This is a genomic window from Corynebacterium sp. HMSC11D10, assembly GCF_001806995.1.
In the GTDB taxonomy this organism is placed as follows: domain Bacteria; phylum Actinomycetota; class Actinomycetes; order Mycobacteriales; family Mycobacteriaceae; genus Corynebacterium; species Corynebacterium coyleae.
The window spans coordinates 149,167-175,755 of the sequence record NZ_KV787053.1; the positions used below are offsets into that span (position 1 = coordinate 149,167).

At 60.0% G+C, this 26,589-nt stretch carries 26 protein-coding genes and 1 tRNA gene; 16 read left to right on the forward strand and 11 right to left on the reverse strand.

Annotation, left to right across the window (positions count from 1 at the left end):
• Positions 1-16: 16 nt before the first annotated feature.
• On the reverse strand, positions 17-1,381 hold the full coding sequence (locus HMPREF3120_RS06390; RefSeq protein ID WP_083279522.1) for a PFL family protein: 1,365 nt from the start codon (positions 1,379-1,381) through the stop codon (positions 17-19).
• A gap of 9 nt (positions 1,382-1,390) precedes the next feature.
• The gene (locus tag HMPREF3120_RS06395; RefSeq protein ID WP_070423148.1) at positions 1,391-1,660 is read right to left on the reverse strand and encodes an ACT domain-containing protein; all 270 of its coding nucleotides are present in this window, start codon (positions 1,658-1,660) and stop codon (positions 1,391-1,393) included.
• A gap of 41 nt (positions 1,661-1,701) precedes the next feature.
• Between HMPREF3120_RS06395 and HMPREF3120_RS06400 the strand changes: the two genes are divergently transcribed.
• Positions 1,702-2,358 (forward strand): NAD(P)H-binding protein, encoded by a 657-nt coding sequence (locus HMPREF3120_RS06400; RefSeq protein WP_070451453.1) that lies wholly within the window; start codon positions 1,702-1,704, stop codon positions 2,356-2,358.
• Here the strand turns inward: HMPREF3120_RS06400 and HMPREF3120_RS06405 are convergent.
• The 3 genes from HMPREF3120_RS06405 to acnA form a co-directional block, all read right to left on the reverse strand.
• Positions 2,355-3,095, reverse strand: a complete 741-nt coding sequence (locus tag HMPREF3120_RS06405) for a glutamine amidotransferase-related protein (RefSeq protein ID WP_070451455.1) — start codon at positions 3,093-3,095, stop codon at positions 2,355-2,357. The genes HMPREF3120_RS06400 and HMPREF3120_RS06405 overlap by 4 nt on opposite strands.
• Positions 3,096-3,119: 24 nt before the next feature.
• On the reverse strand, positions 3,120-3,686 hold the full coding sequence (locus HMPREF3120_RS06410) for a TetR/AcrR family transcriptional regulator (protein WP_070451457.1): 567 nt from the start codon (positions 3,684-3,686) through the stop codon (positions 3,120-3,122).
• A 143-nt stretch (positions 3,687-3,829) separates the two neighbouring features.
• The gene (gene acnA / locus HMPREF3120_RS06415) at positions 3,830-6,607 is read right to left on the reverse strand and encodes an aconitate hydratase AcnA (RefSeq protein WP_210384499.1); all 2,778 of its coding nucleotides are present in this window, start codon (positions 6,605-6,607) and stop codon (positions 3,830-3,832) included.
• Positions 6,608-6,800: 193 nt separating this feature from the next.
• Here acnA and HMPREF3120_RS06420 point away from each other — a divergent pair, with 193 nt between their 5' ends.
• From HMPREF3120_RS06420 to HMPREF3120_RS06430, 3 genes are all read left to right on the forward strand, one after another.
• On the forward strand, positions 6,801-7,274 hold the full coding sequence (locus tag HMPREF3120_RS06420; protein WP_083284809.1) for an Rv1476 family membrane protein: 474 nt from the start codon (positions 6,801-6,803) through the stop codon (positions 7,272-7,274).
• A gap of 568 nt (positions 7,275-7,842) precedes the next feature.
• Positions 7,843-9,501 (forward strand): DIP1281 family NlpC/P60 protein, encoded by a 1,659-nt coding sequence (locus HMPREF3120_RS06425; RefSeq protein WP_070451463.1) that lies wholly within the window; start codon positions 7,843-7,845, stop codon positions 9,499-9,501.
• Positions 9,502-9,532: 31 nt separating this feature from the next.
• Complete coding sequence (locus HMPREF3120_RS06430) at positions 9,533-10,591, forward strand: ferrochelatase (RefSeq protein WP_070451465.1); 1,059 nt, start codon at positions 9,533-9,535, stop codon at positions 10,589-10,591.
• Here the strand turns inward: HMPREF3120_RS06430 and HMPREF3120_RS06435 are convergent.
• Positions 10,588-11,343, reverse strand: coding sequence for a hypothetical protein (locus tag HMPREF3120_RS06435; protein ID WP_070451467.1), 756 nt, complete (start codon positions 11,341-11,343; stop codon positions 10,588-10,590). The genes HMPREF3120_RS06430 and HMPREF3120_RS06435 overlap by 4 nt on opposite strands.
• Positions 11,344-11,383: 40 nt before the next feature.
• Here HMPREF3120_RS06435 and HMPREF3120_RS06440 point away from each other — a divergent pair, with 40 nt between their 5' ends.
• Genes HMPREF3120_RS06440 through HMPREF3120_RS06450 form a run of 3 tightly spaced genes read left to right on the forward strand, consistent with a single transcriptional unit; the run spans position 11,384 to position 13,916 of the window.
• Positions 11,384-12,235 (forward strand): DUF3097 domain-containing protein, encoded by an 852-nt coding sequence (locus HMPREF3120_RS06440; RefSeq protein WP_070423154.1) that lies wholly within the window; start codon positions 11,384-11,386, stop codon positions 12,233-12,235.
• A 10-nt stretch (positions 12,236-12,245) separates the two neighbouring features.
• A complete protein-coding gene (locus HMPREF3120_RS06445; protein ID WP_070423155.1) occupies positions 12,246-12,674 on the forward strand; it encodes an NfeD family protein in 429 nt (142 codons plus the stop codon).
• Positions 12,675-13,916: an SPFH domain-containing protein gene (locus HMPREF3120_RS06450; RefSeq protein ID WP_083284810.1), complete on the forward strand. Its 1,242-nt coding sequence runs from the start codon at positions 12,675-12,677 to the stop codon at positions 13,914-13,916. It abuts the gene before it with no gap.
• Here HMPREF3120_RS06450 and HMPREF3120_RS06455 read toward each other — a convergent pair.
• The 3 genes from HMPREF3120_RS06455 to HMPREF3120_RS06465 form a co-directional block, all read right to left on the reverse strand.
• The gene (locus HMPREF3120_RS06455) at positions 13,888-14,448 is read right to left on the reverse strand and encodes a MarR family transcriptional regulator (protein WP_070423156.1); all 561 of its coding nucleotides are present in this window, start codon (positions 14,446-14,448) and stop codon (positions 13,888-13,890) included. The genes HMPREF3120_RS06450 and HMPREF3120_RS06455 overlap by 29 nt on opposite strands.
• Before the next feature lie 35 nt (positions 14,449-14,483).
• Positions 14,484-15,131: a TVP38/TMEM64 family protein gene (locus HMPREF3120_RS06460; protein WP_070423157.1), complete on the reverse strand. Its 648-nt coding sequence runs from the start codon at positions 15,129-15,131 to the stop codon at positions 14,484-14,486.
• A gap of 77 nt (positions 15,132-15,208) precedes the next feature.
• Positions 15,209-15,294: transfer RNA gene (locus tag HMPREF3120_RS06465), tRNA-Leu, on the reverse strand.
• 231 nt (positions 15,295-15,525) lie between these two features.
• Between HMPREF3120_RS06465 and HMPREF3120_RS06470 the strand changes: the two genes are divergently transcribed.
• Genes HMPREF3120_RS06470 through HMPREF3120_RS06485 form a run of 4 tightly spaced genes read left to right on the forward strand, consistent with a single transcriptional unit; the run spans position 15,526 to position 19,693 of the window.
• Positions 15,526-16,965, forward strand: a complete 1,440-nt coding sequence (locus HMPREF3120_RS06470) for an ABC transporter transmembrane domain-containing protein (RefSeq protein WP_371441196.1) — start codon at positions 15,526-15,528, stop codon at positions 16,963-16,965.
• Positions 16,966-18,771 (forward strand): ABC transporter ATP-binding protein, encoded by a 1,806-nt coding sequence (locus HMPREF3120_RS06475; protein WP_070451471.1) that lies wholly within the window; start codon positions 16,966-16,968, stop codon positions 18,769-18,771.
• Positions 18,772-18,792: 21 nt separating this feature from the next.
• On the forward strand, positions 18,793-19,326 hold the full coding sequence (locus tag HMPREF3120_RS06480) for a YbhB/YbcL family Raf kinase inhibitor-like protein (RefSeq protein ID WP_070451473.1): 534 nt from the start codon (positions 18,793-18,795) through the stop codon (positions 19,324-19,326).
• Between the two features lie 10 nt (positions 19,327-19,336).
• Positions 19,337-19,693: a hypothetical protein gene (locus HMPREF3120_RS06485; protein ID WP_070423161.1), complete on the forward strand. Its 357-nt coding sequence runs from the start codon at positions 19,337-19,339 to the stop codon at positions 19,691-19,693.
• Here HMPREF3120_RS06485 and HMPREF3120_RS06490 read toward each other — a convergent pair.
• Positions 19,690-20,769 carry a quinone-dependent dihydroorotate dehydrogenase gene (locus HMPREF3120_RS06490; protein ID WP_070451475.1) on the reverse strand — a complete coding sequence of 360 codons (1,080 nt, stop codon included), beginning with the start codon at positions 20,767-20,769 and terminating at the stop codon, positions 19,690-19,692. The genes HMPREF3120_RS06485 and HMPREF3120_RS06490 overlap by 4 nt on opposite strands.
• A gap of 9 nt (positions 20,770-20,778) precedes the next feature.
• Positions 20,779-21,816, reverse strand: a complete 1,038-nt coding sequence (locus HMPREF3120_RS06495; RefSeq protein ID WP_246815433.1) for a YncE family protein — start codon at positions 21,814-21,816, stop codon at positions 20,779-20,781.
• Between the two features lie 72 nt (positions 21,817-21,888).
• Between HMPREF3120_RS06495 and HMPREF3120_RS06500 the strand changes: the two genes are divergently transcribed.
• From HMPREF3120_RS06500 to aspA, 5 genes are read left to right on the forward strand one after another with little or no spacing between them, the layout of a single operon-like run.
• Positions 21,889-22,716, forward strand: coding sequence for an undecaprenyl-diphosphate phosphatase (locus HMPREF3120_RS06500; RefSeq protein WP_070423249.1), 828 nt, complete (start codon positions 21,889-21,891; stop codon positions 22,714-22,716).
• 10 nt (positions 22,717-22,726) lie between these two features.
• On the forward strand, positions 22,727-23,941 hold the full coding sequence (gene mshC / locus HMPREF3120_RS06505; RefSeq protein ID WP_070451477.1) for a cysteine--1-D-myo-inosityl 2-amino-2-deoxy-alpha-D-glucopyranoside ligase: 1,215 nt from the start codon (positions 22,727-22,729) through the stop codon (positions 23,939-23,941).
• Positions 23,942-23,965: 24 nt separating this feature from the next.
• On the forward strand, positions 23,966-24,361 hold the full coding sequence (locus HMPREF3120_RS06510) for a hypothetical protein (protein ID WP_070451478.1): 396 nt from the start codon (positions 23,966-23,968) through the stop codon (positions 24,359-24,361).
• On the forward strand, positions 24,354-25,028 hold the full coding sequence (locus HMPREF3120_RS06515; RefSeq protein ID WP_256366001.1) for an HAD family hydrolase: 675 nt from the start codon (positions 24,354-24,356) through the stop codon (positions 25,026-25,028). The genes HMPREF3120_RS06510 and HMPREF3120_RS06515 overlap by 8 nt, the downstream gene beginning before the upstream one ends.
• A 55-nt stretch (positions 25,029-25,083) precedes the next feature.
• Positions 25,084-26,517 (forward strand): aspartate ammonia-lyase, encoded by a 1,434-nt coding sequence (gene aspA / locus HMPREF3120_RS06520; protein ID WP_070451482.1) that lies wholly within the window; start codon positions 25,084-25,086, stop codon positions 26,515-26,517.
• Positions 26,518-26,589: the final 72 nt, after the last annotated feature.

A 26,589-nucleotide genomic window follows, 5' to 3' on the forward strand; every position in this document is an offset into this window, starting at 1 on the left:
AAGTCGGAGGAACTAATTAGTTCCTAAACCCGTGCACCGGTGCGGGGATGAATCCGCCACGGTGGATGAATTCGTCGTTGCCCACCTTGTTTACCGGAATGACCGGTGCGTAGCCGAGGAGGCCGCCGAAGTTGACTTCGTCGCCAGGCTTGGTGCCCGGCACGGGGATCAGGCGTGCTGCGGTGGTCTTATGGTTCATGACACCGATTGCCGCTTCGTCGGCAATCATGCCGGCGATGAGTTCGGCAGAAGTGTCGCCTGGGATTGCGATCATGTCGAAGCCGACGGAGCAGATGGAGGTCATTGCCTCGAGTTTGTCCATGGAGATCGCACCGGAGTTTACGGCGTCGATCATGCCTTTGTCCTCGGAGACCGGGATGAACGAGCCTGACAGGCCACCGACGCGGGAGCATGCCATCATGCCGCCCTTCTTCACGGCGTCGTTAAGCAAGGCTAGCGCTGCGGTTGTGCCGTGGGTGCCGACCTGGTCGAGCCCCATGCGTTCGAGGACGTGTGCGACGGAGTCGCCCATTTCGGCGGTCGGTGCAAGCGAGAGGTCGACGATGCCAAACGGGACGCCGAGGCGCTCAGCAGCAAGAGTGCCGACGAGCTGGCCCGCACGGGTGATCTTGAACGCGGCCTTCTTGATCTCCTCGGCGACTTCGTTGAGCGTCGCGCCCTTGAGCGGAGCGATCGCATTGTCAACGACACCTGGGCCCGACACGCCGACAGAGATGACGGTGTCTGGCTCTTCGATGCCGTGGAATGCGCCGGCCATGAACGGGTTGTCGCCGACCGCGTTGGCGAAGACGACGAGCTTCGCACAGGCGATGGAGGAGCGGTCCTTGGTCAGTTCCGCCGCTTCCTTCACAATCTCGCCCATCTTGGCCACGGCGTTCATGTTGATGCCGGCGCGCGAGGATGCGATGTTGACGGAGCTGCAGACGTTGTTGGTCTCCGCCAGAGCTTCCGGGATGGAGTAGATCAGGTTCTTGTCGGCACGCGTGCCGCCCTTTTCTACGAGCGCCGAGTAGCCACCGACAAAGTTCACACCAAGTTCGGCTGCAGCGCGATCGAGAGCTCGCGCAATCTCGACCGGGCTACCCTCTACACCTGCTGCAACAAGTGCGACGGGGGAGACCGAGATGCGTTTATTCACAATCGGGATGCCGAGCTCGCGCTCGATGCCTTCACAGACGGGAACGAGGTCGCGGGCGCGTTCGGTGACGCGGTCGTAAACCGCCTGTGCGGTGGCCTCCATCGTGGCGCGGGTGCAACCGATGAGTGAGATGCCCATGGTTACGGTGCGGATGTCCAGGCGGTAGTCCTCGATCATCCGGATGACGTCGAGGAATCGTGCGTCAGAAAACTCGAGTTTCACGGAACTCCCTTAGATGTCGTTGATAGCGCTGAAGAGTGCTTCAGATTGGATCCGGACTACCATGCCGAGCGGCTTGCCGCAGGCGTCGAAGGCGTCCTGGAGGACACCCATGTCAACATTTCCTTCGGGGAGCTCGACGCGCATGATCATGGTGAAGAAGTCATCCATGATGGTTTGCGATACATCTACGATGTTAAGGCCCTGGTCGGCTGCGGTTTTCGATACCGCTGCAATCACGCCCGGGCGATCCTTACCTGTGGTTGTAATAATTGCATGCATGCGAAAAGTATAGATCGAGAATCGTCGTTAGAGTCGGGTTTATGAAAACTCAGCATGTCCTCGTTCTTGGTGCAGGCGGTAACGTCTCGCGCTTCACTGTGCCCAAACTAGTGGGCAATGGCCATAACGTTAGTGCTCTTGTCCGGAATCCTGACCACGCCAAGCAGCTTATCGACGATGGCGCCACCGTCATCGTTCGCGATCTCACCACTCTCGACCAGGAGGGATGGGCACGCCTCCTTACACCATTCGATGTGGTTGTCTGGTCTGCGGGCGCAGGCGGGGGTTCTGCGGAGCGGACCTGGGCGGTGGATCGCGACGCTGCGATGACGATGATCGACGCGCTCGAAGAGCTAGACGAGTTCGCCCCTTTTCTCGTCATGGTGTCCTATGCAGGTGCTACCGAGGCCTCCACTGAGGATGATGGCGGTCCGTGGTACGCCTACGTTGAGTCAAAGAAGGCCGTTGATCGGCGACTGCTTGATTCGAGCCTGCCACACCAGATCCTTGGCCCAACGCTGCTGACCGATGACCCAGCAGAGGGCATCGCGCTTCTCGACGAACCACGTGGCACCGAATCCGAAACCCCTCGAGAGCTCGTAGCAGATGTGATCGTCGAATCGGTTGGCCGTGGCGAGCCGTTTGCACGTAACCCGCTGGACTTTGAGGGTGGCAGCGGGTCAGTCGCAGGACTTTAAATGTCGAGGGAAAAGTAGTCCTCGCGGCACAGCCGGGCGAAGTTGCGAAGAAGCAGGTTTGCCCGGCTGACGTCGTGATTGGGCAGATCTGCGACGATGCGGGCGTACTCCTCGGCAGGGAAGTAGCCGTAGTCGTGGAAGAAATCCATACGTGTACGCATGGCGTCGGCGTCCATTTCGGCGTGAAACTGTGTGGCCCACACGTGGTCGTCGTAACGCACCATCTGCACTGGGCAGGAGGGACCTGTAGCGAGTACGGTCAACGAATTGGGCAACTCTACAGGGTTCTCTGTATGTCCCGTCAGCGCGGTAAACGTGCCGGAGCCACTGACTACGGGGTCAAGTTCTCCTTCGGCTGTCACGTCAACGATGGTAGGTCCAGAAGGCTCAGGCGAGGTGCGCCCAACGGTGCCGCCGAGGTGGTCGACGAGCCAGGAGATGCCGAAGCAGACGAAAAAGACAGGCTTGCCAGATGTAACCACGGTGGATAGCACGTCGTCGATATGCAGGTGCCAGGCACCACGTTCTTCATTGGTGACGTTCAGCGAGCATCCGCCGACGATAATCCCGCTGACCGTGTCGAGCGGGCCTAATTCAGGGTCAGGCGAATTGATGATGCGAAGCTCCATATCCAATTCGCTCAGGCCAGTTGCGCGCAGCGTGTCGTGATACTCGGCGTGCGCGACATCTGGGCCGATCTCGCCGTTGCGAAGTGAAAGGAAAAGGAGCTTAGCCATGCCGGCTACTCTATACCGCTCGGTCTAGTCCTGATTCATTGGGTGCCGAACGGCTTGCTCCACGATGTCAAGCATCGATTCGAGGCGTTCCACAGGATCACCGGCAGCGAGTTTGGTGATAAACCCTTCGAGAACAGTCTCCAGGTAGGTCTGCACTACCTCCACGGGGACGTCGTCGCGCATATGCTTGTTCGATTCCAAGCGCGTGCGCACCGCCTGGTCGAGCACCTCTTGATGTTCCCGCCAGCGTGCTTCGAACTTCGGGTCAGTTCGCAGTCTCCGCAGGATTTCCGCACGGGTGGTGAACCAATCGTTTGCTTCAGTGTCGTGGAGCATCCCACGCATGACCTCAACCAAACCCTGCTCACTGACCACTTGTGCCTGGCGCTCCGCGTCCGCTTTCGCAATAGCAAGGAACAGTGATTCCTTGTCGCCGAAGTGATGGAAGATCGCGCCACGGGTTTTACCGGTGGCTTCCTCGAGCCGTGCAACAGTGGCGCCCTCGTAGCCGTAATGGGCGAAGCATTTGCGTGCGGTATCGATAATCTCGCTACGGCGGCGTGCGAGCTCGGCCTCGCTCACGATAGGCATGTCAGTGCTCCTTGGCGTAGTTCTAGGTCAAAAGTGGTCGAAGACTAGCGGAGTGCGGAAACAAAGGATTAGGGGGTAAAAATGCGGAAGGGGCCCCGCGTAGTGCGGTGGCCCCTTCGCGGCGATGGCGTCAGGAGAGCTGACTAGCTCTTGACCATCTGGCGAAGCACGTACTGCAGAATGCCGCCGTGGCGGTAGTACTCAGCCTCACCTGGGGTGTCCACGCGGACAACAGCGTCGAACTCGACAGCGTCAGCGCCGTCCTTCTCAGCCTTGACGTGAACCGTTGCCGGGATGTCACCCTTGTTGAAGTCGGTGATACCGGACAGGGTGAAGGTCTCGGTGCCGTCGAGGCCGAGGGACTCGTGGGACTGGCCCTCCGGGAACTGCAGCGGCAGAACACCCATACCGATCAGGTTGGAACGGTGGATGCGCTCAAAGGACTCGGCGATAACTGCCTTCACACCAAGCAGGTTGGTGCCCTTAGCAGCCCAGTCACGGGAAGAACCGGTGCCGTATTCCTTACCAGCAAGGACGACGAGCGGAATGTTCTTCTCGGCGTAGTTCATCGCAGCATCGTAGATGTATGCCTGCGGTGCACCCTCCTGGGTGAAGTCGCGGGTGAATCCACCCTGCTCATCAACCAGCTGGTTGCGCAGACGGATGTTTGCGAAGGTACCGCGAACCATGACCTCGTGGTTGCCACGACGGGAGCCGAAGGAGTTGTAGTCCTGGCGTTCAACACCGTGGGAATCGAGGTAGTTCGCAGCCGGGGTGCCCGGCTTAATGGAGGAAGCAGGGGAGATGTGGTCCGTGGTGACCGAGTCGCCCAGCTTCGCCAGAACGCGAGCACCCTCGATGTCCTTGACATCCTCCGGCTCCTCCGGCATGCCGTCAAAGTACGGTGCCTTGCGGATGTAGGTGGAGTCTTCGTTCCACTCGAAGGTCTTGCCGGTCGGGATGTCGAGACCCTGCCACTGTGCGTCGCCCTTGAAGACGTCGGCGTAGTCAGCCTCGTACATCTCACGGGAGATGGTGCCAGCGATGGTCTCTTCGATCTCCTCGGTGGACGGCCAGACGTCCTTGAGGAAGACGTCGTTGCCGTCTGCGTCCTGGCCGAGCGGCTGGGTTTCGAAGTCGAAGTCCATGGTGCCGGCGATTGCGTATGCAATGACCAAGAGCGGGGACGCGAGGTAGTTCATCTTCACGTCCGGGGAGATACGACCCTCGAAGTTGCGGTTGCCGGAAAGCACTGCGGTTGCGGTGAGGTCAAACTCGTTGACAGCCTCGGAGACCTCAGCCGGCAGCGGGCCAGAGTTGCCGATGCAGGATGCGCAGCCGAAGCCGGACAGGTAGAAGCCAACAGCCTCGAGGTCCTTCCAGAGGTCTGCGCGCTCGTAGTAGCCGTCGACAACCTGGGAGCCCGGAGCCATGATGGTCTTGACCCACGGCTTAGCCTTCAGGCCCTTCTCAGCAGCCTTGCGTGCGAGCAGGGCAGCGCCAACCATGACGGACGGGTTGGAGGTGTTGGTGCAGGAGGTGACTGCAGCAATTGCGACGAAGCCGTGGTCGAGGGTGTACTCGCCACCCTGCGGGGACTCGACGATGACCGGCTTGGAAGCGCGGCCCTCAGCACCCACAGCAGCGGACTCGCCGTTTGCCGGCCAAGACTCGTTGTAGGAGACGCTGTCGACCTTTGCTGCACGAACCGGCTCGGACGTGCCCTCGCCAGCGGTGTTGTAGTCCGGCAGCTGCTTGCGGAAGGTCTCCTTGGACTCCGCGAGCAGGATCCGGTCCTGCGGGCGCTTCGGGCCAGCGATAGACGGCTTGACGGTGGAGAGGTCGAGCTCGAGGTACTCGGAGTACTCAGCTTCCTCAGCGTCCTGCTCAAGCCACATGCCCTGTGCCTTGGCGTATGCCTCGACGCGGTCGATGTCCTCCTGGTTACGACCGGTCAGGTGCAGGTAGTTGATGGTCTCCTCGTCGATCGGGAAGATCGCGCAGGTGGAGCCGAACTCTGGGGACATGTTGCCGATGGTGGCGCGGTTTGCCAGCGGGATCTGCTTGACACCGTTGCCGTAGAACTCGACGAACTTCTGGACCACGCCGTGCTCACGCAGCATCTCGGTGATGGTCAGCACCACGTCGGTTGCGGTCACGCCGGTCGGAATCTCGCCGGTGAGCTTGAAGCCGACAACGCGCGGGATGAGCATGGAGACCGGCTGGCCAAGCATCGCTGCCTCAGCCTCGATACCGCCGACGCCCCAGCCAAGGATGCCCAGGCCGTTTTCCATGGTGGTGTGGGAGTCGGTACCAATGCAGGTGTCCGGGTATGCAACGCCGTCGTTGTCAAAGACAACGCGGGAGAGGTACTCGATGTTGACCTGGTGGACGATGCCGGTTCCCGGTGGGACAACGCGGAAGTTAGAGAAGTTCTCTGCACCCCAGCGCAGGAACTGGTAGCGCTCCTCGTTGCGCTGGTACTCAATCTCTACGTTCTTCTCGATGGCGTCGGTGGAACCAAAGGCCTCGATGATCACAGAGTGGTCAATAACCATCTCTGCCGGGTTCAGGGGGTTGACCTGATCCGGGTTGCCGCCGAGCGACGATACGGCCTCACGCATGGTGGCAAGGTCGACGACACACGGCACGCCCGTGAAGTCCTGCATCAGCACACGTGCTGGGGTGAACTGGATCTCAACGCTCGGCTCTGCCGACGGGTCCCAGTTTGCAATGGCCTTGATGTGGTCTTCGGTGACGTTCTTGCCGTCCTCGGTGCGCAGGAGGTTCTCGCCCAACACCTTAAGGGAGTAGGGGAGTTTCTCCATGCCTTTAACAGCATCGAGAGCGAAGTAGTCGTAAGACTTACCGCCAACCTCGAGCGTCTTCTTGGCACCGAAGGAATTCTTGCTTTCTGCCACGGTGAGCTCCATTCCTCGTCGTAATCAAAAACAGGGATGATGACCCTATGGTCAAGTCCCATACTAAGCGACCCGCCATAGATCCGTACTGATGATAACAGTACGTTCGTTATGTTTTCATATTTTGCTTATCGGCTACAGCAAAATCACTCAGATTAGAATCGGCCCAGCAGCTTGACATGAAGGAGTAATCGTGGAGCCGGAGACGACATTGGACGAGCTAATCGGCCAGCTTGAAACCTCTGCCGTGGCTTTTGGTACGGAGAATCCGGTAAACGATGACCTGCGAAATGGCATTGAAGGCGTGCTGAGCTCGCCGCATTCGGATTCGATCGACCCTGCCGCAGTAGTCGTTTTAGAGCGCACTCCAGAAAAGGTTGCCCAGCTCCGAGATCTTGCCCAGGACATTGCAAACGCTACGGATTATTCAACGGTGCTGATCCGCACACCCCACACCGCAGTGGGGGTAAGCGAAGAGTTGAGTCGTGCGCAAATAGAGACGGGGGAGCTCGCGATGATGTCGCATGCGGATTATGTCGAAGGGCTGAAAGCGTTTACAGGGGAGGCGAGTTCCTTCTCTCCAATGTGGCCGGTAGTTGTTGGGGTGGTGCTAGTCGCGTTTGCCCTCCTCGCGATCGCTGCGCGGCGCCCAAAGCCGTCACGCTAGACAAGTTGCAAGACTTGACGGAGTTAATGTCAGGAGTATCTCGGGTTGCTAAAGGGTACCTGCTCCGCGGCTCTTTTTTCGCCATTTTCCCACGTCAAAACGTATAAGTAACGGTTCGGTAACCTTGGGTGTGAGCAAACTCACACATCAAATAAGCGTGTCAATACATGCAGGTGAGGCGCGTGTGAATCATGTGACAAGACTTGACTTGATCAACTTTATGTAACGAAAGGGATACAAGTCGGTTGGCTTGACGTATGGTGCTCCTATCGGCTCGCGGGTCGATAGTTGTCACACGTTTCGCGTGAAGCTTCATTGAGCGCTCTAGTCAAGCGTTCGACTGATGGATCGGGCTTGTGGGGAAGCACGCCGAGATCCTGAAACATTGTCAAAGCAACACGGATCCTTGTGATGGCTACTTCTTCGCGCTGCCGCGTTAGTAGTCAACATCGAGGCCGCACGTTCTTACCCCTAGTCAGGGTTTATGTGTGCCTTGGCGCGCCTGCAGGTTTCTTGATCACCTGCGGGCCTGCCACGGTATGCGCGTGCGGCGTGAAGGAGCACCTTCGTGGCAAATCCACTTAGGGGCACCCGGTTTGGACGTGCACGTAATGTGTTCGGTACTGCCGCGTGTGTCGTTACCGTGTCGTTGGCGGTGGGCCTCGTCAGCCCGGCTGCCTCTGGTCAGAGCTCGACGTCTACCGTCGGCGAACTCGTTTCCGCAGTCACCCGCGCTCAAGCGGATGTGGACGCCCGAAACTTGAACCTCGGCGAACTGCAAGAGGCGGTGAACCAGTCGCTCGTCGATTTGCACGACGCTCATGCAAAGGCCCAGCAGGCCCGCCTCGGCGAAGAGGAAGCTAAGCGTCGCCTGGACGAGGCTCAGGCTCGCGTCGAAAAGCTGCGCACCGAGCTTGATGAGTTAAGCCGTTCCCAGTATCGCGGGGCGTCGACAAGCGATGTGCTCACGTCGATTAGCGGTAAGGACACGCAGCGCGACGTGCTGGATCGCTCGCTGTTCCTGCGCCAGCGTTCTGAAGAAAAGCGTGCGAAGCTGCAGGAAGCGGAGCAGGCCCGTGCAGAGGCGGCGAACGAAGAGTCGACGCTGCGTCAGACGCGTGAGCTTGCCGACTCGGCTGCTCAAGAAGCCGAGGCTGCGGAGGCGCAAGCGCGTCAGCTTCTCGACGACAACCGCGCAGCGCTCGAGGCAAGCACGGCTGAGCGCGACGCCGCGCAACGCGAGCTTGAAGCAGCGCAATCTGATCTCCAGGAGCAGCGTGCGCCTGAGCAGCAGGAAGCATCCGATGAGGCAACGGAGGGCCCTGTGGCCAGCCCGTACGCTTCAACCCTGACCATTTCGCGCGGCGATGCCACCTATGAGGTCCCAGAAGAGGTCGTGGACCGTGTTCGGGAGCGCATCTCTGGTACCTCCCCTGAAGCCGGTGAGCCGAGTCGTGAGGCCATCGTGGATGCCGTGCGTGTTGTCGCCCAGACTTCTTCTTCAGATACGACGTCCGACGACGTGTCCCAGGTTGCTGCGCTTTCTTCGGCAGCAGGCTTGCCACAGCTTGACGACGACGCCATCGCGAAGGCTGGTGCCATCGCCGTCGGCGTGGCCCTGGTTGGGGGTGTTGCTGCGAACCACGGCTCCTTCTCTGATGCAGTGAATAGCGGTGACGCAGGCCAACTTGTGACTGCGTTCGCAGAGGGCCTCACTGGTGCCTTGGGCAATGTCGATAACACCTCAGGCACCGTGGCTGACGTATTGCCGCAGGTGCAGACTGCGGCAGATCTTACTGAGAAGGCTCGTGCTGCCTCTGCGGCCGTATCCGACGCCTCTCAGGTTGAGACGGTTATCGCACGGGCTCAGTCGATGATCGGCACGCCGTATGTCTGGGGTGGTGGCGATGCAAACGGTCCAACCACGGGCTTGGAGGGTGGCGGCCAAGCTGGCTTCGACTGCTCCGGCCTCGTGCTTTACGCATTCGCCGGCGCTGGCATTGCATTGCCCCACTACACGGGCTACCAGTACCAGCGCGGCACGCATGTGCCGGCGAGCGAAGCGCAGCGCGGCGACTTGCTGTTCTGGGGACCGGGCGGCAACCAGCACGTTGCTATCTACCTCGGCGACGGCACCATGATCGAGGCACCCCAGTCTGGCATGAACGTGCAGATTTCTCCGGTCCGTTGGTCCGGCATGGCGCCTAACGCGGTCCGCCTGCTCTAATTTTTCGGGGCCACAGTCTAGGCTCAAGGCTATGGCTCTCAACGACTACGACGCACTCCTCGTCCTTTCCTTCGGTGGACCCGAAGGAAAGGACGAGGTTATTCCTTTTCTAGAGAATGTCACCCGTGGCCGCGGGATTCCGCGTGAGCGGCTCGCCAAGGTAGGGGAACACTACTTCCACTTCGGTGGTGTTAGCCCGATCAATGAACAGAACCGAGTGCTGATTAGCAACATCGAAAAACAGTTGGAGGCTCGGGGGATTGAACTTCCGGTGTACTTCGGCAACCGGAACTGGCACCCCTTTGCGGAAGATACTGCGAAGCAGCTGGAGGCTGACGGGCATAAGCGCGTGCTGGTGTTCGCGACCTCGGCATGGGGTGGGTACTCGGCCTGCCGACAGTACGACGAAGACATCCAGAGGATCCGCGAAGTGACACCGCAGCTTGAATACACCAAGCTTTGGCAGTTCTACGCCCACCCGACGTTCGTGCGGCTTATGGCGAACGTGTTGCGTAGCGCCGTCGATGCAGCGCCGGCTGGTGCAAAAGTACTGTTCACTGCTCACAGTGTTCCGAATGCTGCGGATGATGTCTCAGGTGGCCCGGAGGATGCCAACCTGTACTCACGGCAGGTGCATGAGGCGGCCCGGCTGGTCGCTGCAGAGGCCGGCGTCGAAGAGTACGAGGTTGTCTGGCAGTCTCGCTCCGGCAATCCGGCAACGCCGTGGTTGGAGCCGGACATCGTAGATCGCACCGAGGAGCTTCATGATCAAGACAGCACCTTTACGCACTTGATCTGTGTGCCACTCGGCTTCATCACCGACCACATGGAGGTGATCTGGGACCTCGACACCGAGCTGCGACAGGCCTGCGAGGCACGCAACATCACGCTAGATCGCGTTGCGACGGTGGGGCTCGAGCCCGATTTCGCTGGCATGGTCGTCGATATCGCACGAGCTATCACCGATGGTGACAAGCCTGAAACCTTGTCTAACGTTACTGTTCAGGGTTGTACCGTCAACGGCGCGCCGTGCAAGCCGCATTGCTGCGAGCCGTTGAAGCACCCGGGCCGACCGGGTAGCGCAAACTAATTCGCTAGATATTCGCGCCGGTAATCGATCACTGCGTCTGCGACCCCCGCCATGCGGGCGGTGCGGACGTGCCGCCACAGTGCAAACAGGTGAGGGTCGAAGGAGTGGTCGTCGAGGCGCTCCGTTACCGTCTCGATCGTCGCGGCAACACGGTCAGCCCTGGCAAAAAGCTTTGCCGCTCGCGCAGTCACCCCAGCCGGCAGCCCAGGGGTGTCGTAGAAATCAGCGAGCGTGCCGACGGTAAGCCGGGGATTTGGCAATTCCTTCGTGGTGCCACCAGCCGCCTCAATCAAAACGGCGGCTTCATCGGTTGCGCGCGACAGCAGTTGATCTGCCTCACCCGGAGTTAGCCAATCCGGTTCCGGCAGCCGCTCAGTTTCTTCAAACCAACGCCAGCGCACTTCCGCCCCCGAGTAGTCGGGGACAAGGATGTGGCTGATCCCATCTCCCCGGACAACCAACGCACCGGCCTGGGAGAGGGCGTCCATTGCGGGGGATCCAGCTCGGAGGCGCGGTGCCTGTCCTGGTCCCCACAGAATCAAGCGGACAACTGGATCCGGAGACTCAAGGTCGGCGACGGCGCGGACGTCGCTAAGCAATTGCACCATGGGCGCGCCGCAATAGGTGTGGGTGCCGCCAAGGTCTGTTAACGCGTCGAGGGTGTCGTCCGTGGACTCGACGTTGTACAGCCAGGCGGCAAGCCAGACTGCAGTGTTTTGGAGAGGCGAGTAGACCTGAGCGCGCGTGTGCATCCAGTTGAGTCTAGCTAGGGGGATAGAATACGGAGCCACTATGGGAGATAGCCGGTATAGCGGAGATATTTTTCAAGGCCACGCGCGCAAGAGGAGGCCAACGTATCCAGAGATGCCTGCAGAGCCAGGCATCATCGTGGAGATCGTCGGCAACGACTTTGTCGGCGCAGTGGTTGGATTCGAGCGAACCTACGACGGCGACTTCGTCCGCCTGGAGGACCGCTATGGAACCCAGCGGCTGTTCAAAATGCTGCCGGGGGCATTCATGGTCGAAGGGCAGCGTGTCACCCTCACCCGATATGTTGCACCGCGTAACGACGAACCAAAGCGCTCCAACTCGGGCTCACGCAAGGTTGCTAACGTGCAGGCGAAGGTTGCAATGCCGTCACGCATCTGGGTGGAGGGCATCCACGATGCTGCGATCGTTGAGCAGGTGTGGGGGCACGACCTGCGTGTTGAGGGGGTTGTCGTCGAGTATCTGGAAGGGCTAGACAACCTGCAGATGCGTCTCGACGAGTTCCAGCCTGGACCGGACCGTCGCGTCGGTGTGCTCGCCGATCACCTCATTAGGGGGACTAAGGAGGCTCGGCTCGTCGAAAATGTAGGACCTCATGTGTTGGTGACGGGGCACCCCTACATCGATATCTGGGCTGCGGTGAAACCGAAGAGCGTCGGCATCGCCGCCTGGCCGGAGGTTCCGTACGGCGAAGACTGGAAGACGGGCGTGTGCCGTCGCTTGGGTTGGTCTGATCCAAAGGAAGGCTGGCGCCGCGTTTCATCGTCCGTGCGCACTTTCCGCGACTTGGATTCAACACTTATCGGTGCAGTTGAGAGACTGGTGGACTTCGTCACTAATCCCGAGCTCACGAAGGAAGATCTCACACACATGTAAGATTTGCGCCGTGGGAGCATTGATTTGGTTTATTGTCGCGGCAGGTTTCGCGCTACTCGAGCTTGGCGTGGGCGAATTGACGCTGCTCATGCTCGCTGCGGGTGCGTTGACAACATCGGGGGTCGCCTTATTCGACGTTCCACTTGCAGCTGAAGTCGCGGTGTTTATCGCTTCCTCGTTGCTGTTCTGGTTCTTCCTAAGGCCACGTCTGCGCAAGCGGATGGATAAGCCGCTGGTGCTCGATGAGACGCCACGCGCGCTCGTCGGAAGTCGTGCAGAGGTTGTCGAGGACATCGGCCCCGGGGGTGGGCAAGTGCGTTTCGACGGCAGCCTGTGGTCGGCACGCGCCCTGGATCCGGCAAAAACTATTCCTGCAGGTTCCCACGTGACCGTTTACGATATCGACGGACCCGTAGCCGTCGTTTGGAAGGAGTCCTAAATGGGTGGGTTAGTTACCTTCGCCGTCATACTTATTCTGTTTATCGCGCTGCTTACAGCGTCGATCAAACTGATTCCGCAGGGAGAAGCTGCGGTTATTGAGCGTCTGGGACGCTACACGCGCACTGCGTCCGGTGGGTTGACGTTCCTGGTGCCGTATATCGACCGCATCCGTGCGCGCGTAGACACGCGTGAGCGCGTGGTGTCGTTCCCGCCCCAGGCAGTAATTACCCAGGACAACCTGACCGTGGCGATTGACACGGTGGTGACGTTCCAGATCAACGAGCCTGCGAAGGCCATCTACGGCGTGGACAACTACCTCGTCGGTGTGGAGCAGATTTCGACGGCAACGCTGCGTGACGTCGTTGGTGGCATGACGCTTGAGGAGACGCTGACCTCTCGCGAAACCATTAACCGCCGCCTGCGCGGTGAGCTAGATGCTGCGACCGCAAAGTGGGGCCTGCGCATTAGCCGCGTGGAGCTCAAGGCGATTGATCCGCCACCGTCGATTCAGCAGTCCATGGAGATGCAGATGAAGGCGGACCGCGAAAAGCGCGCGATGATCCTCACCGCTGAAGGTAAGCGCGAGTCCGACATCAAAACCGCTGAGGGTGAAAAGCAGGCTCGCATTCTTTCTGCCGAGGGTGAGAAGCACGCAGCGATTCTCGCCGCTGAGGCTGAGCGTCAAGCAATGATGCTGCGCGCCGAAGGTGAGCGTGCCGCGAAGTACCTCGCTGCGCAGGGTGAGGCGCGTGCGATCCAAAAGGTGAACGCCGCGATTAAGTCCTCTGGAGTGACGCCGGAACTCCTGGCATACCAGTACCTGGACCAGTTGCCGAAGATTGCCAACAACGAGGCGGCCACGATGTGGATGATTCCGTCCCAGTTCGGCGATTCGTTGCAGCAGTTTGCCAAGGCGTTTGCCAACAAGGACGACGACGGAGTGTTCCGCTACGAGGCGGCGCAGGTTGACGAGCGCGATCTTGAGATGGCCGATGAGGGCAATCCGGAGCGTTGGTTCGACACCTCGACCGACCCGGAGCTAGCCAAGGCGCTTGCAGAGGCCCGCGCGGTGGCGAACAAACACGTAGACGATCCAGATCCGACCCAACCTACCGCTGGCACGGCTTCCAGCGACTCGGGGTTGCGAGAGATCAGTGCCCCTGCGAACGAGCCGACCGATTTCGGGTTCAATGACCAGGTGTCGAACCCGCTTAATCAGCCAGATCAGCAGCCCGAGTAATCAGGTTGAGGGCCAGTTGCCAGCCGGCTTGTTCGGCTGGCCATCCCGCTGCCTGGAGCCTCTGGCTGATTGCCTGCTTGGATATGCCGAGCTCGGCTGCTGCTTCATTCTGATTCAGCCCGCGGCGCACGAGCGAGGTCGCTTCTCGTCCCTCGAATGTCCGCTTGTGCAGCACGTGGGCTAGCAGGGCGAATGCGGCAGCGATATCCGCAGCCTCAGTAGTTGCGCCTTGCTTGTCGACGACCACACGCACCTGGCCCGCTTTCACCCCAACCGCCTTTGAGGCAGCTTTCAAGGCATCGCTGTTGCTTGCAGCGACCCCTAGGCCGATGGCCCAGTTGCCGTCGGAGAGCAGCGCCATGATCAGGTTTAACGAAGCCTCAGCGTCATCCACCAGGGTGCGGATATCTTCAACACCGAGCACTTCAAACGGGCTGATGCCTGGGAGAGTGCCAAGCGCCTCCGCGGAACGCTCGACGACGGCAGCACGCCCTTTTTCGCGGCCCCTGTATTTCGCATGCACGGCAATCATGGCTGCCAATACTACGCGGGTCTACCCGTGAGCCTTTACTTACGCGCCGGAAGTCGTGCGTCGAGAATCAACCCGCTAAGGCCAATCACTGCCAATACAGCCATCACTGCGATGACCACAGGGTTTGCCTCACCCGTGAGGGTGTCGCCAAAGATAGTGACCAACACGGTTCCTGGAAGTGAACCCGCAAACGTTGCGATGGCAAACGGCAACACCGGAACGCGCGTGAGCGCTGCTGCGTAGTTGAGGACGGAAAATGGAACGGCTGCAATGAGGCGCAGGCTGAAAATCGCGAGCCAGCCGCGTTCTTCGAGGCGCCGGTTGATCTGCTCAACAGCAGGATGTGTCAGCCGCGGTTCTACCCAATCCCGCAGCAGAGTGCGCACGATCAACAGTGAGATAACTGCGCTGACTGTCGTCGCGGTAATCGCGATCAAGATCCCTTGTACCGAACCGAAAAGAATGCCGGCAGAGACGGTCATCACGGTGCGCGGGATAGGGAATTGGGTAATCAAGATATAGAGCAGCCAGAACGCTACTGGGAACCAGGGGCCGAGTGTGTCAGCCCAGGTGCGAAGTGTGGAGAGTGGTGGGACGTCGAGAAACACCCAGCCCGCTATGAACACGACGATAAGCGCTGCGAGTACGAGCTTGTTGCGGGCGGAACCCGATATCTTGGGCATACGCACTCCTCGACCATGTCTGTAAATATAAATGTCCCGCTCCGCAGTTCTATTGACTGCTGAGCGGGACTTATCTGTGCCCGGAGGGGGACTTGAACCCCCACGTCCGTTAATAGGACACTAGCACCTCAAGCTAGCGCGTCTGCCATTCCGCCACCCGGGCTAGGGTGTTTGTTCAGCCTCTCGGCTGGGCACCTGCACTACTATAGGGTCGGTTCTTGCAGGTACCAAATCGCCAGCATAACGCGCAGATTCTGCTAAATTTTGCGGGGTGATAGCTCCACCGCGCAGAATGCTGACGTACCGCTGGTTCGTCCCACAAGTTCCGCCTGCTCATGACCCCGCCCGGCTCCACCCGGCGCGATGGGAGGAAGGTAACCGGGTCGTTCGGGACATGGTTTCCGCGTATCCGGGTGTGCTCGCACTGCATATTCTGAGCTACCTTTTTGGCTCCGGTATCGCAGCGTTCGTGCCGGTGGTGATCGGCATGATCGTGGACGGTCTCCTTGGCGAAGAAACGTTTAACGCGTGGTGGCTGTTTGCGGTACTGGTGGGCATTTTTGTTTTGTCGTTCATTGGTGAGGCAACCGGCGACGGCCTTGCGGCAGCGTCGGTTGGCCGGGTTACCCACAACGCCCGGTTACACTTATCCTCCGGAGTGCTGCGCGATGGTGCAGGCGCGATGAGCCCGGGTACGGTGCTCAACACGATCGATGCAGACGCAAGCACGGTCGGACGGTACCGCGAACTGCTGTCGTTTCCGCTTATGGCGATCGGTTATGCCGCGGGTGCAGTGGTGGCGATGTGGTCTGTGTCCCCGTGGGTGGCACTTGCCATTCCGGTTAGCGCGATGATCATTGGGCTTTTTGCGGCGTGGACCGCAGGACCAGTGACACGGATCTCGTTGAAGCGTCGCGCTGCGGAAGCGGATGTCGCGGGCTTGGCCACGGATGTCTCTCAAGGCATTCGTGCTGTGAAGGGCCTTGGCGCGGGTGCATCTGTTGCACAACGTTTTGCAGTTGAGACGGCCAACGCCAGGACATTGATCTTGAAGCACCTGAAGGTTGAAGTCGGGCTGGGCTTTGTTCGTCTTGTGGTGGCTTGGCTGTGCAATCTGGCGATCGTGGCACTTGCTGCCTGGTTGACGCTTCGCGGAGAGATCACGCCTGGGCAGATGACATCGGTTGCGCTGCTAGTGCCGCCTGCGCTGAATATGGCGGGATTTGCCTTCGGTGACCTAGCTAGTGGGTGGGGCAGGGCGGTTGCCAGTGGCAAGCGCATCGTGGAGTTGCACCATGCAGCCGAAAAGGTGTCTGAGCCGCAGCCAACCTCCAACGCGATCCCCGGTCCAGGGCTGTGGATCCTCGCTCCGGATGAGCGATCGTTTGCGGTCGTTGAGGCATGGGCGGAGCGTGAGGGGGTGCTGTTCCCACCGCACACCGTCAACGTATTTGAGGGCACGATCGCGGATAACGTGAATCCGCGCGGTGATTTGCCGGCAGTCGTCGTCAAGCAGGCGCTCGCTGCGGCGCATTGCCAGGACATTCTGCGTCGCCTCGGAGGTGTCCGAGAGAACGGTGAATTGCCTGATGCGCCGCTGGGGGAGGCGGGGCTGAATTTGTCGGGCGGGCAGCGGCAACGTGTGGCACTTGCACGCGCACTCGCAGCGGATCCGGACGTGCTCATTTTGGACGACCCAACAACAGGGCTGGACTCTGTCACCCAAGCTGACGTCGTTGCGGCGGTTAAGACGCTACGCGCGGACAAAACAACCATAGTGATCACTGGAAATGCCGCGTGGCGCTCTGCAGGTAACGCATTGGAGGTGCAGTAAATGAAGCGTGAATACGAGCGCGTCGATGCCGTTGCCCCCGCTGGGGTGAAGGAGACCTTCGCGTACCTTGCGGAACTGCCGAACGCACTGGATCGTCGGTGGTGGGTAACGCTGTTGAGTATCCAGGCTGTGATCGTTGCTGTGAACACGACACAGTCGAACCTGTTTGGGCGCAGCGTTGACCCGTTGATCGGTGGCTCGATACCCGGGCTCGGCTCTGGCAGCAGTGCTTTTATTTGGGCCATCGCATTGGCAATGTTTTGCATGCTGATCGAGCTGTCCCTCCGTGGTCTGGGCAACTATGTGGTGGGCCAGAAGGTCGCCCGTGCGTCGATCGATCTGCGCCGTCGTTGCCTCGACGCTATCTTGCGCGCGCCTGTGCCGCGGGTGATGGAGTTGGGCACCGGCAACGTGATTACGCGCATGACGAAGGACATCGATGATGTGGTGCAAACGATCACCGCGATCGGATCCAGGGTCCTCACCACAGCCTTCGTGTTTCCGATTACCTTTCTCGGGCTTTTGCTTATCGACGTCCGCTTTGCCCTCATCCTCGTCATAGTCGGTATCTGCACGTACCCGTTCGCGCGTGCCGTTGTGCGTGCAATCCCTGCTGCGTCGAACGCAGTGAGTGTGGCGGAGGCTCGTAGAAACGCAGTGCTGCTTGATACGGTGCGTGGCCTGCCGACGCTTCGCGCGTTCGGACTAGAACGTTGGGCGCTTGGGCGCATGCGTCGCACCTCCTGGGGTGCGGTGGAGGCGACGATGGATCGTGTGCCCTGGTTCATTCGTCTCATGGGCATCGGACAGTTCGCCTTCGCAGCATGGGTGCTGCTCACTCTTGGTGTGGGTGCCTGGTTGGTGTCTACAGGCGCTGTGACACCTGGGGAGGCCAGCGCTGCTGTGTTCATGGTGATCCGTGCTGAGGTTGTCGTGTTTAATGCGCTGTTTTTCATCGGAGAGCTCCAAAGCGCCGCCACGTCTGTTGGGCGCGCGGTGAGTTTGGCCAAACTGGCGGACGGCCGAGCGGCCACCGTGGTACCTGATGACCTCGATGTGCCTGAAGACGTTGAGATCAACCACGTGTCCTTTGCCTACCCCGGCGGAGCTAACGTTCTTGAGGACCTCTCGGTGACGCTCGCAGCGGGCACGATGACGGCGCTCGTCGGCACGTCTGGCGCGGGCAAATCCACGCTGGCAGCGCTTATCGCAGGCTTAGTGGAGCCGACTTCGGGGAGCATCCGAGTTGGTGGGGTAGATACCTCCCAAGTCAGCGACGTCTGGACTGCGAAGAACGTCACCCTGCTCACCCAGGACGTGCATATCTTCGCGGGCACGCTGCGCGAAGACCTGTCTATGGCTGCTCCGGGAAGTGACGACACTGTTTTGCTCAAGGCGCTCGCCGGTGTCGGGTTGGATCCGAACAGCACGCAGTTTGCCCGACTCTTCCCCAATGGGCTCGACACCGCTGTGGGAGCAGGCGCAGATGACCTCCCACCCGAGGTGGAGCAACAGGTCGCGCTCGCGCGTGTGGCGTTGGCAGGTCCGAAGATCCTCATCCTGGACGAAGCGACGGCGGAGGCGGGCAGTGATGCCACAAACATGCTCGAAGATGCTGCTGCAAGGATTACTGAAGGCACGACGGCGTTGGTTGTCGCGCATCGCCTCGATCAAGCTGCAACCGCTGATCGCATCCTGGTGATGGAAGCAGGACGCATTATCGAAGACGGCACCCATGCCGAGCTTCTTGCTGCCGGCGGGAGATACGCACAACTCTTTGAGGCGTGGAGTGGCGAGGGTCACTGATTTTCGGGTAGGAATGGGTCTATGACTGCTTCCTATGTTTCAGACCGTTTCCCCGGCCCCGACCCATATGAGCCCCTGGCGGACGTGCCTTCGTTCACGGTGACCTCGGATGACATTGTTGACGGCGAGCGTCTCAACGACACACTTGCCGGCGATAACGCCACCAGCCCGCAGCTTGCGTGGGAAGGTGCGCCTGAGGGGACGAAGACCTACGCAGTGACGTGCTTCGACCCGGACGCACCAACCGCGTCAGGTTTTTGGCACTGGTCCGCGTTCAACATCCCGGCAGATATTACCGAGCTGCCTGCTGGCGCAGGCGCCAAGGAAGACCTGGGCGTCGGCGCGGTTGTGCTCACCGGTGATTCCGGAGTTAAAGGGTTCTACGGCGCAAACCCGCCGGCAGGCCACGGGCCGCACCGCTACCTGTTCGTAGTCCACGCGGTGGACACGGAATTGCCGGCAGATCAGATCGCGAACCCAACGCAGCTCGGGTTCAACCTGAACTTCCACTCGTTGGGCCGGGCAATCATCTGGGGTTGGTACGAGAACCAGTAGTATTCGGCGAATGGTACCTGTGCAGCTTCGCGTCGGCGGTGCCTTTTTAGGTCTTGCCGCCGCACTCGTCCTCTATGCAGTCGTCGGATTTACCCGTGGTGATGAGGGGTTTGTGATCACCCCTCAGGTGCTCACGGTGCTTGTGGCTGTCGCTCTCGTCGGTGCGTTTGCGACCACGAACAAAGAGCAGCAAGGCTCGCGCACGCAGGTTATCGCCCTTTTCATCGCGATCGTCTTGATCGGCCTTGGGGTAATTTTGCCGAACACCGCATTATTCACGACGACGCCGGTGTGGCTTGTCGCTTGGGCTATCGCCGCGGGCTTCTGCGCCGTGATTCTACGGCGCAGCGTGCAACCGAAGGCCTAGAGCGCTTTCCACTCAAGCCCACTGCCCACGGCCTGCTCAATAGAGTTCAGACCGTGGGCCTTAATCTGTGCAGCAATGCCCCGGTGGATATCCCGGATCCAACCCGGGCCGCCGTAGATGAATGGCGTGTAGCCCTGCAACAGATTGGCACCTGAAGTGATGCGTTCCCACGCCTGTTGGGGTGTGGAGATACCGCCAACACTGATGATCGCCAATTGGCCGCCGATGCGGTCGTAGAGGCGCTTGAGCACCTCGAGTGAGCGTGCCGCAACGGGTGCACCAGAGATGCCACCCGCACCCATGGCTGCAACCTCGTCTGCATTGGTGTGCAGCCCGTCGCGGGAGATCGTGGTGTTGGTCGCCACGATGCCGTCGAGTCCAAGTTCGGCAGCGAGGTCTGCAACAGCGTCGATGTCCTGGTCTGAAAGATCTGGCGCGATCTTGACCAGCACCGGGGTGGTGGTCGACTCTTTCACCACGGAAAGGATGGGGCGAAGCTCCTCCACCGCCTGCAGGTCGCGAAGACCCGGCGTGTTCGGGGAGGACACGTTGACCACGAGATAGTCGGCCAGCGGGCCAAGGGCGGTAGCGGTTGCGCGGTAGTCGGCGACAGCGTCTTCGGCGGTCTTGTTCTTGCCGATGTTAATCCCGACGATGTCGTCGGACTTCCTGCTGCGCAGGTTATCTGCGACAACGAGTGCACCCTTGTTGTTGAACCCCATACGGTTCAAAATTGCCTTGTCCGCGGGAAGGCGGAACAGGCGTGGGGCGGGATTACCCGGCTGCGGCTTCGGGGTCACCGTGCCCATCTCTGCGTAGCCGAAGCCAACGGCGCCCCAGGCGTCGATAGCTTCAGCGTTTTTATCAAACCCAGCCGCAAGTCCGAGCGGGGCAGGGAAGTCAACGCCGAACACTGTCTGGCGCAGCACGGGGTCGTGGACGCGTACAACCTTCTCGAGTGCGCGGTTGATGGGACTCGCGGCATCCAGCACACGCAGGCCACCGCTGATGATGCCGTGGATGCGCTCCGGCGGGATGCGGAACATCAGTTGCAGGGCGCGGTCGTAAAGACTCATGTTGGTCTCCTAGTTAATCTGCTCGTCGGGTGCGACGATTTGGATGCCATCGCCGGTGGCGGATGCGAGGACGACGGTGCCGTCGTCAAGCGAAATGATGCTCTGAGCGTTCGCGACAGTGGCGAAACTCTTCTTCTCAACCGGCACACCCTGGGAGATGTCGTATCCGGTTGCGGTGTTTTCAGCCAAGGAACTTACCCAAGCAAGGCGTTGCGACGAATCCCACGCGACGTCCCACGGGCCTTCCGGCACAGGTGCGCTCTGCTGGAGACGAATGATGTCGTCGGTGGTGTAGACGTGGATCTGGTTGCCGGTGGAGTCGGCAGCGAGCACAAGCCCGTGCTCGCCTGCGGCAACCTTGCCCACGCCGAGGCCAACACGCAGCGTGCCGCCCTGGCGGGAGCCCTGCCAGTCGATGTCCTGGATGGTGGTGTCGAAGCTGCTGATGCGAACTACCGCGTCATCTTGGCCGTCAAGAGCAACCGCCTGCAGCTGGTCGGTCTCGCGGGCAACATCGATCGTGTCCGACAGTTCCCCGTCCTTAAACACCCACACTTTGCGCTCCGTATCGCTTGCAGCGAGCACTTCACCGCTGGAAACAACAGTCGCCGAAGTCACCGGAAGGTCGGTGCTAATAGTTTGCGCGACTTGGCCGAAGACGTTGACAGCCCCATCACACGCCACTGCGAACGACCCATCGCTGGCAGATACATCCCCGCACGACGCGTCGAGTGGATGCTCTTCAGCCTTGCCGTTGGCAATGTCGTCGATCGACCCAATCAGTAGAGCGTTTTCTGTGCGCACCCCGACAACACCGTTTGTCGTGTCGAGGTCGCGCACAGCCTCAAACTGCACTACACGCCCAGCCGGGTTGTTGCTCGCAGGGGACTGGGCGGGTTCGGCGCTGCCCATGTTGGCTGCGGCGTCGCCACCCGCCTCCTCGATTTTTGCGTTCGGGGTGGCGCTGCATGCTGCCAGCGCGAGCGGTAACACCGCGCTAAGGCAGAGTGCGGCAGTAAAACGGGAAGCAGTACGTCGAACAATCACGCACGTAAGCCTAGCAATCAGCCTGCTGCGTTCAGTGATCAAGCGCGGTGCGGAGTAGGGTGTGCAGCCATGATGTCGTGGCTACAGGTGATCGTCCTCTCCATCGTGCAGGGCTTGACGGAGTTTCTCCCGGTGTCCTCGTCGGGTCACCTCCGTATCGTCTCAGAGTTGTTTTGGGGGGAGGACGCTGGCGCAAGTTTTACCGCTGTGATCCAGCTCGGTACCGAGCTTGCCGTACTTGTGTACTTTGCCAAGGACATTTGGCGGATTCTCACCGCGTGGTTCGCTGGACTGTTCGACAAGGCCAAGCGAGGGTTTGATTACCGCATGGGCTGGATGGTCATCGCCGGCACGATCCCAGTCGGGTTGGCAGGTGTGTTGCTGAAGGACCTGATTCGCGAAAACTTCCGCAACTTGTGGATCACCGCGACCGTGCTCATTTTGTTCTCTCTGGTGTTCATTCTTGCGGAACGCCGCGGCAAGAAGTCTCGTGGGTTTGAGGAGCTGACCATGAAGGACGCCGTTCTCATGGGCCTGTGGCAGTGCCTAGCGCTGATTCCTGGTGTGTCGCGCTCCGGCGGAACGATCTCGGGTGGTTTGTTCCTCAACCTCGACCGCGAGGTTGCTACCCGGTTTAGCTTCCTTCTGGCTATCCCCGCGGTACTCGCGTCTGGTCTGTTCTCCTTGCCCGATGCGTTTGACCCGCAAGCGGGACAGGCTGCCTCCGGAATGCAGCTGCTTGTCGGCTCCGGAATTGGCTTTATCGTCGGTTACATCTCCATTGCGTGGTTGCTGAAGTTCGTTTCTAACCACTCGTTTGCCTGGTTCGCTGCCTACCGCATCCCACTCGGTGTCATTGTGATGATTCTGCTTGGCACTGGTGTCATGCAGCCTGTGTAGGGTTGGGCGCATGCAAGCTTGGCCGAACCCAATTGTTCCTCACGTTGCCGGCACTTCGGTGCCGCTGAAGCTCTACGACACCGCTGATCAGCAGGTGAAACCTGTGGATACCACGCCGGATGCGAAGGGCGAAGTGGGGTTGTATGTCTGCGGTATCACTCCATACGACTCGACCCACCTGGGACACGCTGCCACCTATCTCACATTCGACCTTGTGCAGCGTCAGCTGATCGCTAACGGTCACAAGGTGCACTATGTACAGAACATCACCGATGTTGATGACCCTCTGTTCGAGCGAGCCGAGCGTGACGGTGTGGATTGGCGCGAACTCGGCTCGAGCCAGATCGATCTGTTCCGCAGCGACATGGAGATTCTCTCCGTCATCCCGCCGCGCGATTACATCGGCGCGATGGAGTCTGTCGATGAGGTCATCGAGATGGTGCAGAAGCTTCTCGACGAAGGCGTGGCCTACACACTCGACCAGGGCGATGTGTATGCCTCGATCGATGCAACCGAGCAGTTTGGCTACGAGTCGAACCTCGACCGAGCAACGATGGAGGAGTACTTCGCTGAACGCGGTGGCGACCCGGAGCGTGAAGGCAAGCGCGACAAGCTTGACGCGCTGATCTGGCGTGGTCACCGTGAGGGCGAGCCAGCCTGGGACTCGCCGTTCGGCCTAGGTCGTCCGGGATGGCACGTAGAGTGCTCCGCGATTGCGACGAACCGCTTAGGAGCAAGTTTCGCGATCCAAGGTGGTGGTTCGGACCTTGCGTTTCCACACCACGAGTTCTCGGCCGCGCACGCAGAGGCCGCGCTGCACGTGGACCGGATGGCCGGCCACTATGTGCACGCGGGCATGATCGCACTTGATGGTGTGAAGATGTCGAAGTCACTAGGTAACCTCGTCTTTGTTCACAAGCTCACCGAGCAAGGCCACGAGGCTTCCGCGATCCGGCTGGCGGTGTTTTCCCAGCACTACCGGGAAGACCGTGATTTCTCCGACGCGATTCTTCACACCGCTGAGGAGCGACTCGACCGGTGGCGTGAGGCCCTGGCGAACGAGGTGTCTGAAGACGAGGCGCTCGGTGTCGTCGATAAGTTGCGCGCTGCGCTGGCAGACGACCTTGACACGCCCACAGCTCTTCGTGTGGTCGATGGAGCACGAGGCGACTACGACGGTGTGATTGCGACAGCACTTGAGGGGCTACTCGGTGTGCATCTCTAGGCCTCATCCAGCACAATGGTGGTCATGAGCGCAGCAGCACACACGATTCGTGCCCAGTTCCAGCCTGAAGTCGACGAGTTTATCGATGACCTGACGATGTTCGCCTCAGGCTCCTACCTTTCTGAGGAAGACAAGGAGTTGTGGGACGAGCCATTCGACCCGTCCGTGTTGCCCGAGTTGCGGAAAATGCTTGAGCAGTACCTCGACGAGGTCGACGCACTCGGTTCCCAGCCAGAGGACCAGCAACTGGTGGGGCTAGTTGGACCGTTCTACGAGCGCTTGGAGGCATTCAATGTCCGTCATGCGGACGCGGTGCTTGAGCCAGAAGAAAAGGCAGATATTGAGACGCTCGTGATTCGGGTGTGCACCGCGGCGGGCGCGACCGATGAGGCGCTAGAAGCGCTGCCGGAATTTGAGTAGGCAGCGTCCGGCGGCCGTCTTCTGGGATATGGACGGCACGCTGATAGACACAGAGCCGCTCTGGGGACAGGCGACCTACGAGTTAGGGGAGTTGCTTGGTCGGCCACTGACCCCAGAGGTTCGCGAGCGCACCATTGGCGGGAGTTTCCCGAACACGCTTCGCATTGTGGCGCAGTGGGCGGGGCACACACTGACTGACGGCGACGAACAGCGATATAAAGATTGGATGTTCGGTCGAATGGCTGAACTGTTTTCTGCAGGTATCGAATGCAACCCAGGGATTCTTGAAGTGCTGCAGTCGCTGAAGGAAGACCACAGGCCTATGTTCGTGACGACGAATACAGAACGCGTCCTGGCAGATCCGTGCATTGATGCGATTGGGCGTGCGTTCTTCACCGGCACCATTACTGGCGACGAAGTGATCCACCCGAAACCTGCCCCCGACATGTACCTCGAAGCAGCCCGGCGCGTCGGCGCCGCTCCGCAAGACTGTCTCGTGGTCGAGGACTCGTTCAGTGGCATGTCAGCTGCGGCTGCAGCGGGATGTGCAGTGTTGGGGCTCGCGGATCATGTACCTGCCGGTGTGTATCGGTTTGATCCCCACCTGTTTGTGGGGGCCAGTGCCGACGACGTTTACCGCTGGTTTGCTGCAGCCTGCAGCGCGTAGGTGTCACGCGCACAATCGTCGAGAGGCTTCGCTTTGCTACGTATAGTGGTGTGCCATGAGCACTCGTATTGAAGAAGACCTGCTTGGCAAGGCTGAAGTCCCCGCTGATGTGTACTACGGAGTGCATACGCAGCGAGCAGTAGACAACTTCAAGTTGTCGGCCAGCACCCTGAACGATTTGCCGGAGTTCATCCGTGGCATGGCCCAAGTCAAGAAAGCTACCGCTATTGCGAACCGTCGCCTGCATGTGTTGCCGCGCGAGAAAGCCGAAGCAATTGCGTGGGCCTGCGACCAGATTCTGGATGAGGGACGCTGCATGGATCAGTTCCCGATCGACCTATTCCAGGGTGGCGCGGGTACCTCGGCAAACATGAACACGAACGAGGTGGTGGCTAACCTCGCACTGGAATACGTTGGTGCTGAGAAGGGCTCCTACGACATCATCAATCCGAACGATGATGTGAATATGTCCCAGTCCACCAACGATGCGTACCCGACTGGTCTGCGTCTCGGTGTGTACTACGCGGTGCAGGGCTTGCTTGAGGAGCTCGACGAGCTGCAGAAGGCACTGCGCGCGAAAGGCGACGAGTTTTCCGACATCATCAAAATGGGTCGTACTCAGTTGCAGGACGCGGTTCCGATGACGCTGGGTCAGGAATTCACTGCGTTTGGCGCAAACCTCAATGAAGAGCAGCGCACCATCAGCAACGCTGCAACCTCGTTGCTGGAAGTCAACCTTGGCGCAACCGCAATCGGTACGGGAATTAACACTCCGAACGGCTACAAAGATCAGGTTGTCACGGCACTTCGCGAGGTCACCGGCCTGGACATCCAGGCCTCTCCGGATCTGATCGAAGCCACTTCGGATACCGGCGACTACGTCATGATGCACGGCGCTATCAAGCGTGCGGCAATGAAGCTCTCCAAGATGTGTAACGACCTGCGCCTGCTGTCGTCCGGTCCTCGCGCTGGTCTGAACGAGATCAACCTTCCGGAGCGCCAGGCTGGTTCCTCGATCATGCCGGCCAAGGTCAACCCGGTTATCCCGGAGGTTGTTAACCAGGTGTGCTTCAAGGTCTTCGGCAACGACGTGACGGTCTCCATGGCTGCTGAGGCAGGTCAGCTCCAGCTCAACGTCATGGAGCCGGTCATTGCTCAGTCCTTGTTTGAGTCGATCCGTCTGCTGGCCAATGCGGCACGTACGCTGCGCGAGAAGTGCGTTGTGGGCATCACTGCGAACAAGGACGTGTGCGAGGCTTACGTGACTAACTCGATCGGCATCGTCACCTATCTCAACCCGGTGATTGGTCACCATAACGGTGACATCATTGGCCGTGAGGCTGCTTCCACCGGTAAGAGTGTCTATGACCTGGTGCTGGAGAAGGGCCTTATTGAGGAAGAGGATTTGAAGCGGTTGCTGAGCAAGGAAAACCTCATGCACCCGGAATTCCGCGGCAAGCTCTACGTTGATGAGGACGACGCTAATTAGGTTTTAAAACCGCATTTCCTTCCGCGTCAGCGGTGAACCGGGGCAGGGTGGTAGCCAATCTCACACCTGCCC

Coding starts and splice junctions, on each gene's coding strand:
- HMPREF3120_RS06475 (WP_070451471.1), top strand. CDS start 16,966: ATGAAGCGTGAATACGAGCGCGTCGATGCCGTTGCCCCCGCTGGGGTG.
- HMPREF3120_RS06435 (WP_070451467.1), bottom strand. CDS start 11,343: ATGCACACGCGCGCTCAGGTCTACTCGCCTCTCCAAAACACTGCAGTC.
- HMPREF3120_RS06405 (WP_070451455.1), bottom strand. CDS start 3,095: ATGGCTAAGCTCCTTTTCCTTTCACTTCGCAACGGCGAGATCGGCCCA.
- HMPREF3120_RS06485 (WP_070423161.1), top strand. CDS start 19,337: ATGGTACCTGTGCAGCTTCGCGTCGGCGGTGCCTTTTTAGGTCTTGCC.
- HMPREF3120_RS06430 (WP_070451465.1), top strand. CDS start 9,533: ATGGCTCTCAACGACTACGACGCACTCCTCGTCCTTTCCTTCGGTGGA.
- aspA (WP_070451482.1), top strand. CDS start 25,084: ATGAGCACTCGTATTGAAGAAGACCTGCTTGGCAAGGCTGAAGTCCCC.
- HMPREF3120_RS06470 (WP_371441196.1), top strand. CDS start 15,526: ATGGTTTCCGCGTATCCGGGTGTGCTCGCACTGCATATTCTGAGCTAC.
- HMPREF3120_RS06500 (WP_070423249.1), top strand. CDS start 21,889: ATGTCGTGGCTACAGGTGATCGTCCTCTCCATCGTGCAGGGCTTGACG.
- HMPREF3120_RS06410 (WP_070451457.1), bottom strand. CDS start 3,686: ATGCCTATCGTGAGCGAGGCCGAGCTCGCACGCCGCCGTAGCGAGATT.
- HMPREF3120_RS06455 (WP_070423156.1), bottom strand. CDS start 14,448: ATGATTGCCGTGCATGCGAAATACAGGGGCCGCGAAAAAGGGCGTGCT.
- mshC (WP_070451477.1), top strand. CDS start 22,727: ATGCAAGCTTGGCCGAACCCAATTGTTCCTCACGTTGCCGGCACTTCG.
- HMPREF3120_RS06400 (WP_070451453.1), top strand. CDS start 1,702: ATGAAAACTCAGCATGTCCTCGTTCTTGGTGCAGGCGGTAACGTCTCG.
- HMPREF3120_RS06490 (WP_070451475.1), bottom strand. CDS start 20,769: ATGAGTCTTTACGACCGCGCCCTGCAACTGATGTTCCGCATCCCGCCG.
- HMPREF3120_RS06460 (WP_070423157.1), bottom strand. CDS start 15,131: ATGCCCAAGATATCGGGTTCCGCCCGCAACAAGCTCGTACTCGCAGCG.
- HMPREF3120_RS06480 (WP_070451473.1), top strand. CDS start 18,793: ATGACTGCTTCCTATGTTTCAGACCGTTTCCCCGGCCCCGACCCATAT.
- HMPREF3120_RS06395 (WP_070423148.1), bottom strand. CDS start 1,660: ATGCATGCAATTATTACAACCACAGGTAAGGATCGCCCGGGCGTGATT.
- HMPREF3120_RS06510 (WP_070451478.1), top strand. CDS start 23,966: ATGAGCGCAGCAGCACACACGATTCGTGCCCAGTTCCAGCCTGAAGTC.
- HMPREF3120_RS06450 (WP_083284810.1), top strand. CDS start 12,675: ATGGGTGGGTTAGTTACCTTCGCCGTCATACTTATTCTGTTTATCGCG.
- HMPREF3120_RS06440 (WP_070423154.1), top strand. CDS start 11,384: ATGGGAGATAGCCGGTATAGCGGAGATATTTTTCAAGGCCACGCGCGC.